The organism is Candidatus Hydrogenedentota bacterium (assembly GCA_035416745.1).
GTDB lineage: Bacteria > Hydrogenedentota > Hydrogenedentia > Hydrogenedentales > SLHB01 > UBA2224.
The window spans coordinates 23,136-30,070 of sequence record DAOLNV010000072.1 but is presented as its reverse complement, the minus strand read 5'-3'; the positions used below and the strand labels follow the sequence as shown (position 1 = coordinate 30,070).

The window sequence follows — 6,935 nt, the reverse complement described above, 5'->3', positions numbered from 1 at the left end:
ATTCCCTGGCCGCGTTGAGCCGTATCCAATGGCCTACTCGTGCCGAAATATGTATGTGGTACTTGGATTTTCTTTCTAATAGATAAATGATACATATATCTGTTTACCAAAGAGTGAGGATACAGGACCAACTCCGAAAAGCCCGAACATGTCCTCAAGACGAGAAGGTTTCGGGCTGATTCCACAGGAACCGCGCTGCAGCCGGAATCAGCGTTGAACTCTACACGCAATGCCCAAATACGCTTCGCGGACATTGTTCAGGTGTGTGCGGCATTCGTCCATAGCCCACGGGCCGGTGTTGAGGAAAGGCTACTGCATACCGTAATGTTGAATGGCGGCGCTTGGGAACATACGCGGAGGAAAGAGCCATGGAACGCAAGAAGACCGTTCTAGCTGTTGTTGCACATGCCGACGATCTCGAGTTCATGGCGGGGGGCACGGTTGCTCGTCTTGTTGACGAAAAGGGCTACGATGTTTACGAGTATATCCTCACGGATAACTCAGTTGGATCATTTCGCCTCAGCAAAGAGGAGTTGATCCGTGTGTCCGCGGAAGAGGCGCTTGAGGCGGGCCGTATCCTCGGTCTGAAGGAGGTTCGTCTTGAGGGATATCCAGACGCATTTCTGAACGAGACGCATCCGAACGTGATTCGCAGTAAGGTGATGTCGTTTGTCCGGGAGGTGAAGGCGGACATCGTGATGAGCTGGGACCCGTTTGCCGCGCGGGAGGACCATCCGGACCACCGCCTCGTCGGGATGGCAGCGTATGAAGCGGCTTCCTTTGCGGCTAACCCCTTGTTTCACCCCGAACATGCGTTTGCACCGTACAAATGCACCGAGGCGTACTGGTTCGCTAAACACCCGTCAGACGATGCCCGAATGTTCGTCGATATATCATCGACCATTGACATGAAAGTTGAAGCCTTGCTGAAGCACGATTGTCAGATGGCGCTCACGGTAGATCTCGTCCTTGCAGAGGCGGCAGCACTGGGCATTGACCTGCCCGGCCTGAGAGAAATGGATAGGGACGGATACCGCGCCTTCATAGGCAACGCCATTCGCGAATTCTGCGCGCGGGTTGGAAAAACGCGCGGGTATGCATTCGCCGAGCAGTTTCGTTACGAAAACCTGGGAATGTTGAACCAGGTATTTGGAGAGAACTTCTATAGACCTGACTTTGGGTAACGGCAGACGGGATGATTACCACGAGCGCCCCGGTCACCTCGCCGTTTCCAAGGCGGCCTGCGCGAAAAACGCCACGCGCTGACCGGGGATGTTGTCGTCAATATCGGCCATTACCACGTCGCACGGCCCTAGCTCGCGATAGATACGCCCGAGATCGCGGCGGAGCTGCGCCTCTGACTTGGTTGCCAGATCGCGCGGGGTATACATGATTGCGCGGCGCGCGTGAGGACATGCTTGCCGGGCATAATCGAGCTTCGAGTCTAACCCCATATCGACGTAGGCGAGATTGGGGAAACTGGCGTAATCGTCGATATAGGGGTCGACGTTCCATGCGCAGTTATGGATCCCGAAGATTTCGAAGGCTTGGGCGAGCCGTCTGTCGTAGGGCATCAAGTGCTCGTGGTACTGCCCGGGTGAGACCATATTGACCAGGCAGTTGCTGACGGTTGCGTGGCGCACGTTGACGCCGGTGGCGCGCTGGCGCTCGTAGACGCGGCGCATGCCCGCAATCATGGTTTCGGTGACGGTTTCAAACAGGTGGTGGGCGAGTCCCGGGTCGGTGAGAAGATCGGTGAAGACCTCGGGTCCCCGGATACGGTAGGCGCTGTTTAGCACCCCCTGCCAGTTGATGTAGCCCTCGATACGGCCGGCTTCGCGTTCGATGCAATCCATCTGCGACTCGAGCTGCTCGAAGAGGGGGTGGTTCGAAAGGTCCGGCGGCGACAGCGTGCGGATGGTTTCTCGCGGCAAGAACTCGAGCAAGGCCGCGGGCCAATTATCGGCGTAATACTCGACCGGGATGCCGAAGAGGCGGGTCACGGTGAGGCCGCCGTGGACGCCGTCAATATTGGGCACGGCCACCGCCTCATTCTTGCGCCAAGAGATCGCAGGAAAGGCATGGTTGAGAGCTGCGCGCATTTTCAGGATGGTCTCGCCGCGATACAGGGGATCGAGGTGCCACCGTTCCCCGAAATCGATGCCGCAACGCGACCGGTACCAGCGCGGTGTGAAACCGAACTCGACCCGCAAGGGCGCCTCGGAGCCGTCACACGGCGCCCGAGTCGCGGGACATCCCGGCGCGATGTAACTGCGAAGCTGGCATGCGACGCACATGCCAGCCATTTCATTGTTCCTGGCGGGCATCGCCGTCTTCGAGCAGGGGCGTGATGCACTCGAGGATGCGGTCCGCGATGAAGCGGTGGGCTATATCGTTGGGATGCATGCCGTCGAGGAGCAGGCGTTCGATGCCTGCGCGTTGCCCGAGGTCCGCCAGGCCGTTTCGAGTGTCAACCAGCGGCACATTCTCGGCCGCGGCCACGCGCCGCATGACGTCCGCGTACTGCTCGAGCATGAAATTGAATCCCGCGTCGGAGGAAACATCGTAAGAGGGTTTCCCGTACATGTCTTTCAAGAGAGGCGTCCACGCGAGAGGATTGGGCGTCACGAGGACGGCCTTCGAATCAATCTTGCGCAATTCCGCGACGATATACCGGAGATTGGCTTCGTATTCCTCGATGGCCACTCGCGGGGTTGAGGCGCCTTGCGAGACATCGATGGCCGAGTCGTTAATGCCAAAGGAGACGATGGCGAGTTGGGGATTGTGCGCGAGCACGTCTTTTTGGAGCCGCTCCCGGGCCGTGGCGGTTGTGTCGCCCGGGACGCCAGCGTTGACTACCCGCGCGGAGATGCCGAGATCGCGCAGGTCTTCTTGCAGCAGCCCGGGATAGACAAGCAAGGGTCCGCGCACGGCGGTGGTCGAGTCGCCCAGGGCGACGATGGTGACGTCGACGTCGCTCGAACTGAGGCGTGTTGGCGGGTTGGGGCTCTTTTCGATGTATCCCCAGCGCACGAAAGCCCAGTCGGTGACGCCCGACACGTCCGCTGCCCCGCCCGAATCGCCGAACAGGATGCGGTTGATGTTGTAGCCGTAAGGGGCTTCCAGGCTGCACGCCAGTACGGGTGTCTCGGCATCATCGAGGAAAAGATACGCCTTGCGGTTCGGGAGATCGCGCCAGACGCGGTAGGTGTGCAGTTGTGCAGCATCGACCGCGACAGCCGGCTGATACTGTGCGTTGAACGACACGGCGTCTTCGCGGATGTAAAGAACGCAGCTCGTGTCGGGTTGGGGACCCCCCATCCAGATTTCCGCCGCGGAATGGTTTCCCGGGGATTGGCGATCCCGCTCGACCACACGCAGGCGCGCCTCCACTACGGTGTTGCGCGAGCCGTCGAAGAACTGGGGCTGGTCGTCGATATAGTACCCGCCCGTAGGATTCAGGCGGAGGATGCCGCCCGTCAGCGTGCCCGGTTCGCGATGGAGACGCCATGGCGGGCCCGCGCGATCGGGCGTGACCGTTGTCGAATACGTCACCCACTCGGCGGGCGTCTCGGGAAGCCGGATATCCTGTAATTCGGGCAATGGCGCGTTCGCGGGTTGTGCCACGAGCCACGGGAGGCTGAACCGCGCCATGCGTACCGCGCGGCCCGCCTCGAGATCCTGTTGCCACACCGCCAGGAGGGTTCCGTCCGGGGCTTGCACACACGAGGGATAGGAGGCTTGCCCGCGCGTGTAGGGGTAGCCGATGTCTTTCGGGGGTGTCCAGGTTTTGCCGCCGTCAAACGATGCCGCGGCGGAGAGAGGCACGCGGTTGGCCGAGTTGTTCCATACGACAAAAATACCCTTGCGTTCACCGAAGGTGAAGGGAGCGAGCGCCGCGGGGGCGTTCGAGCCGGCGAGCGGGCTGGGTTTGACGTCGCGCCAGGTGATGCCTTCGTCGTCGCTGCGGGCTTCGTAGAGGTACGCGGCGCCGGTGCGCATGAGCATGTAGAGCGAGCCGTCCTCGAGTTCAGCGATGGCGGGTTCATCGGTCCCGGACACGGCGTGTTCGCCCACCTTATCGAAGGTGGCGTGGGTGTCGCCTCCGTTGATCCAGGTGTCGCCGTTATCGGTCGAGCGCATGACGCCGGCGCGGAGATCCATCTGACCTTCGGAGGTGAGAGTGCCGCCGGTTTCGAGGCCGGTCTCCCAGGAATATCCGAGCAACAACGTGCCAGAGGCGAGGCGCAGACCGCGGTGGGTCTTGCCGCAGGTATAGCGGTGGTTGAACGAGACAACGTAGGGTTCGGACCACGTCTGGCCGTTGTCTTCGCTGCGGACAAACCTCTGCGTAGAGGTGTTGATTCCATCGCCTTTGACGGCGGTGCATGAGACGAACACGCGGCTTCCCGAGACGACAATGCTGGGATCCGCGTCGATGAACAACCCGGGCGTTGCGAGAATGGCTGCCGGGGCTGTCCAGCTGCATCCACAATCGCGTGAGAACGAGGCGAGGATGGCATCTTCGCCATCGCCCGACGGCTGGCGCGACCACACAACCAGTACGCGGCCATCCTCGAGCACAGCCATGTTCGGCCAGCGGTTGGCGCTGCCATCGGATTCGTCGGCTATCTTGGCGTGGGAAATGAAGGCATATTCCAGGGGGTCATGTTCCGGTACGGCGGCGATTGCCGCGAGAATGAGCGAGATCAACAACATTTGGAGTAATCCTCTCTTCCTATGCCAGGCGGTGGGCGTTGAGGAATTCGGCGAACTCGAACGCTTTCACGCCGTCTTCGATGTCGCACGAGTTGGGCCTGCCCTCGCGGACCGCCGCGATGAATTCCTGGTTTTCCTGCAGGAAACCGTAGTAGGCGTAGAACTCGCGGCTGCCGGCGAGCTGTATGCCGTCAAGCTCGATGGTCTGGTTTTCGCCCGCGCCTTTCGCGGCGAGCGAGTACTCGCCGCCGCTGCCGTGGACCAGGATGCGGGCGCTGCACGTGGCTGAGCCGAATCCCACGTCGATGAACGCGCTGGCATGCGGACCGTGCACCTCGAACATGTGGGTGCGGCCGCCCGTCATGTAGTTGGCCTTGATCACGCCCGCAACACCGTTGTCGAACCGGACGACGGCGTTCCAGGCGTTGGGCACGACGTCGCCGAACCGCGACTCGAGCATGGCCCCTGCGACGGGATTCCCACCGGCCACCCAACGCACCCAGTCGAGGACATGTATGGTGTCGGATTCGAACGCGCTGATGCTGCCGTCGCAGAAGGCGGCGGTGCCGTGTTTCATGAAATGTCCGACAACCTGGTTGACGGTGGTGAGGTTGCGCATGCGGGCCAGGACCTCTTGCACAAGGGGGATGAAGCGCCGGTTGAACGCCACCTGGACGATACAATTGTGCTCGCGCGCCGCACGCATGAGGGTTCGAGCTTGAAAGAGCGTCAGTCCCGGCGGTTTCTCGAGCATTACGTGTTTGCCCACTGACAGGGCGTCGTAGGCCGGGCGAAACTGGCGATCCGGTTCACAGAGGCACAGCACCGCGTCGAGCACTTCGTGCTCGAGCATCTCGGCATGAATCGGGTAGACCCTGGGGATATGGTGTTTCGCGGCCGCTTCCTTGGCGCGCTCGGGCACCAGGTCGCAGATCGCGACGACCTCGGCTTCCGGGATGCAGCCAAGCGAAGGCAGGTGCACGCTGTGCGCCATCCCCCCGGCGCCAATCACTCCGACGCGGACCTTGTCCTTGACGCTCATACGCAAGTCCCTCGGGCAATCGTGTACGAAAGTCTGCCAACCGGTTTGGAGAGGTATTGTGTCACGGCATGCGAACGGATTCCAGCCGCGCGAGGCGCTGCGCACGTGTGAACACAGTGGACGAAGCGATTGGTCGCCGGAGCGCGGCCCGGAAGGGCCGCGGCGATTGAGTGCCCGGTTGGAAAACCGGCCCTCCGTTTTGGGACGGTCTTCCTCGGCGCGGGAGGCGGCCTGCTCATTCCCGGTAAACAAGTTTGCGGAAGGCGGGATCGTCGCGGTAGGCGGCGAACTCGCGGTCCTCGCTGGCCTCTTCGCGGAACACGTCGGCGAGCACGATCGCGACGTTGAGATAGGCCAGCATCCCGTCGCGATCGCCCCGGCGGGCGGACGTGCACGCGAGATTGTAGTAGGGGGCGGGCTCCTGAGGGTCCAGTTCGATGGCTTTGTGGTACTGGGCTTCGGCTTCTTCGACACGGCCTCGTTTGAGGAGAACGTTGCCATAATTGTTGTTGTTGGCGACGCTGGCCGGGTCGAGTGACAGCGCGATGAGGGCCTCCGCCTCGGCTTCATCAAGGCGGTTGGTATGGCGCAACAGCACGGCGAGGTCGTTGTGGGGGCGGCTCCAGTTCGGGTCCAATTGGATGGCGTGGCGAAACGCGGCTTCGGCTTCTTCGAATCGCTCCATGTACATGAGGGTGAGTCCGAGTCCGTTATGCGGCATGGGCCAGTCGGGGTCCAATTCGATGGCCTTGCGAAACGCTGCCTCGGACTTGCCCAATGGGGCATCTTTCCATCGCTGGCCGTACCGGAGCACGCCGAGGGCGAAGTAGGTCTGCGCCGTTTCCATCACCCCCTCTTCGGCGAGCGCCGCGACCGCTTCCACGACATAGCGCGTGCGCACGCGCCTGCCCTGGGGATCGTCGTCGAGACAGGCCAACATGGTTTCAATCAACAGATTGGCCTGCTGGGGCGACAAATCGACGATAGGCGAAGGCGTGTTGGGCGGCGCCGGCTGGCGCGTGGCCACAACGAAAACGGTTGCGGCCACGAGCACAGCCGTAATGAACCATATAACCTTATGCGATCGCATTGGCTGCTATTACACTACCGTTAAGCGCCATATTCAATACATTCTGCGTGTAAGGACGCTTATTCCAGGCCGGGCTCGCGGTTC

5 protein-coding genes are annotated in these 6,935 nt (G+C 61.5%); 1 reads left to right on the top strand and 4 read right to left on the bottom strand.

Annotation, left to right across the window (positions count from 1 at the left end; translation table 11 throughout):
- Window positions 1–368 precede the first annotated feature (368 nt).
- Window positions 369–1,184 (top strand): PIG-L family deacetylase, encoded by an 816-nt coding sequence (locus tag PLJ71_17700; protein ID HQM50527.1) that lies wholly within the window; start codon window positions 369–371, stop codon window positions 1,182–1,184.
- A 33-nt stretch (window positions 1,185–1,217) separates the two neighbouring features.
- Here the strand turns inward: PLJ71_17700 and PLJ71_17695 are convergent, their stop codons facing one another.
- From PLJ71_17695 to PLJ71_17680, 4 genes are all read right to left on the bottom strand, one after another.
- Window positions 1,218–2,306, bottom strand: a complete 1,089-nt coding sequence (locus PLJ71_17695; GenBank protein ID HQM50526.1) for a hypothetical protein — start codon at window positions 2,304–2,306, stop codon at window positions 1,218–1,220.
- Window position 2,307: 1 nt separating this feature from the next.
- Window positions 2,308–4,719, bottom strand: a complete 2,412-nt coding sequence (locus PLJ71_17690; protein ID HQM50525.1) for an exo-alpha-sialidase — start codon at window positions 4,717–4,719, stop codon at window positions 2,308–2,310.
- Window positions 4,720–4,738: 19 nt separating this feature from the next.
- Window positions 4,739–5,761: a Gfo/Idh/MocA family oxidoreductase gene (locus PLJ71_17685; protein HQM50524.1), complete on the bottom strand. Its 1,023-nt coding sequence runs from the start codon at window positions 5,759–5,761 to the stop codon at window positions 4,739–4,741.
- A gap of 235 nt (window positions 5,762–5,996) precedes the next feature.
- A complete protein-coding gene (locus PLJ71_17680) occupies window positions 5,997–6,851 on the bottom strand; it encodes a tetratricopeptide repeat protein (GenBank protein HQM50523.1) in 855 nt (284 codons plus the stop codon).
- Window positions 6,852–6,935 lie beyond the last annotated feature (84 nt).

Excerpts from the sequence above, each read along its gene's own strand:
- PLJ71_17685 (HQM50524.1), bottom strand. The coding sequence starts at position 5,761 with ATGAGCGTCAAGGACAAGGTCCGCGTCGGAGTGATTGGCGCCGGGGGG.
- PLJ71_17695 (HQM50526.1), bottom strand. The coding sequence starts at position 2,306 with ATGGCTGGCATGTGCGTCGCATGCCAGCTTCGCAGTTACATCGCGCCG.
- PLJ71_17690 (HQM50525.1), bottom strand. The coding sequence starts at position 4,719 with ATGTTGTTGATCTCGCTCATTCTCGCGGCAATCGCCGCCGTACCGGAA.
- PLJ71_17700 (HQM50527.1), top strand. The coding sequence starts at position 369 with ATGGAACGCAAGAAGACCGTTCTAGCTGTTGTTGCACATGCCGACGAT.
- PLJ71_17680 (HQM50523.1), bottom strand. The coding sequence starts at position 6,851 with ATGCGATCGCATAAGGTTATATGGTTCATTACGGCTGTGCTCGTGGCC.